Origin of the sequence: Arthrobacter sp. Soil736 (assembly GCF_001428005.1) — a bacterium.
Lineage (GTDB): Bacteria > Actinomycetota > Actinomycetes > Actinomycetales > Micrococcaceae > Arthrobacter.
The window spans coordinates 5505-5874 of the sequence record NZ_LMSB01000053.1; the positions used below are offsets into that span (position 1 = coordinate 5505).

Consider the following 370-nt stretch of genomic DNA (forward strand, 5'->3'; position numbering starts at 1 on the left):
GGAGAGGATCGAGGCGGTGGCGGAGTTGATCAGCGGCGGCCAGGGGCTGACGCCGGAGCTGGCGCCGAAGAACTCCTTGTAGGCGTCCAGGGTGAGGTTGGCCGCGATCGACGGCGGGTTGGTGGCTGCATCGTTTTCCGAGTGGAAGGAGGTCAGGATCATCCACAGGACCGGTGTGGCGAAGAGCAGTGCCAGCAGCCAGGCCGCGATGCCCGCTGCGGTGTTGTTGCGGGTCGGGTCCATGCGGGACTTGCCGCGGCGGCGAGAACCGGTGCTGGGGGCCGTCGGGCCGGGGACGGAGTTCTTGGGTGCGGCAGGAGTGAGCGTGCTCATCGTGCTGCCTCCTTCTTGAAGAGCGAGAAGACGGTGC

Annotated in this window: 1 pseudogene; it reads right to left on the reverse strand. The window is 67.6% G+C overall.

The features are described 5' to 3' along the window. Window positions 1-333, reverse strand: a pseudogene (locus ASG92_RS30100) (carbohydrate ABC transporter permease); the annotation flags it as partial. Window positions 334-370 lie beyond the last annotated feature (37 nt).